This window comes from Cellulosimicrobium cellulans (assembly GCF_042723955.1).
GTDB classification, from domain to species: Bacteria; Actinomycetota; Actinomycetes; order Actinomycetales; family Cellulomonadaceae; genus Cellulosimicrobium; species Cellulosimicrobium cellulans_H.
Genome location: NZ_JBHXIC010000012.1, coordinates 26536 through 27230, shown reverse-complemented (window position 1 = coordinate 27230; position 695 = coordinate 26536). Strand labels below are relative to the sequence as shown.

General features: G+C 72.7%; 1 protein-coding gene. It reads left to right on the top strand.

From position 1 onward, the window contains the following. The first annotated feature begins 159 nt into the window (after positions 1-159). Complete coding sequence (locus ACFWH7_RS05365) at positions 160-579, top strand: phage holin family protein (RefSeq protein WP_375825434.1); 420 nt, start codon at positions 160-162, stop codon at positions 577-579. Positions 580-695 lie beyond the last annotated feature (116 nt).

Genomic DNA, 695 nt, shown 5'->3' with positions numbered 1-695 from the left:
GTCCGCCCCTGCCGATCCCCGGCCCCGGGCCCCCTCCCCCCCCCCGCGCCCCCCGGGGGCCGGCGGGGCCCCCGCCCCCGTGCCCCCGGGCCCGCCCCCCCCGGGGGGGGCCCCCTGCCAGCGGTTGCGGAACCTGACCAGTGGCGGGACCGTTACCGCATGATCCGCTTCCTGCTGAGCTTCGCGATCAACGTGGTCCTCGCCGCAGTGGGCCTCCTCGTCGCCTCGAGCCTGTTCGACGGCGTCACCGTGCACGCCTCGGGCTTCGTCGTCGCCGTGCTGATCTTCGCGGTGGCCCAGGCGATCCTCGCGCCGTTCGTGTTCAACGTCGCGCGCAAGTACGCGTCGGCGATCCTGGGCGGGATCGGCCTCGTGTCGACGTTCCTCGCCCTGTGGGTCGCGACGCTCGTCGGGGACGGGCTCGAGATCTCGGGCGCGTCCACGTGGATCGGCGTGACGGTCGTCGTCTGGCTGATCGGTGCGCTCGGTGGCTGGCTCCTGGGGTGGCTCGTGCTCACCCGCTGGTGGGACCGCCGTCAGGAGCAGAAGCGGATCCGCGAGGCCACGGCCAAGGGGTGACGGCGACGGCTGCCTCCGACGGGTCGCAGGCAGCCGTCCGCGCTACCGGAGCAGTGCGTCGACCTGTGTCGTATACACATCTGACGCTGGCGTCCAGATTTGTGGTGTTGATATCG

Bases quoted from the DNA above. Each gene is read 5' to 3' on its own strand.
- ACFWH7_RS05365 (WP_375825434.1), top strand. From the start codon at position 160: ATGATCCGCTTCCTGCTGAGCTTCGCGATCAACGTGGTCCTCGCCGCA.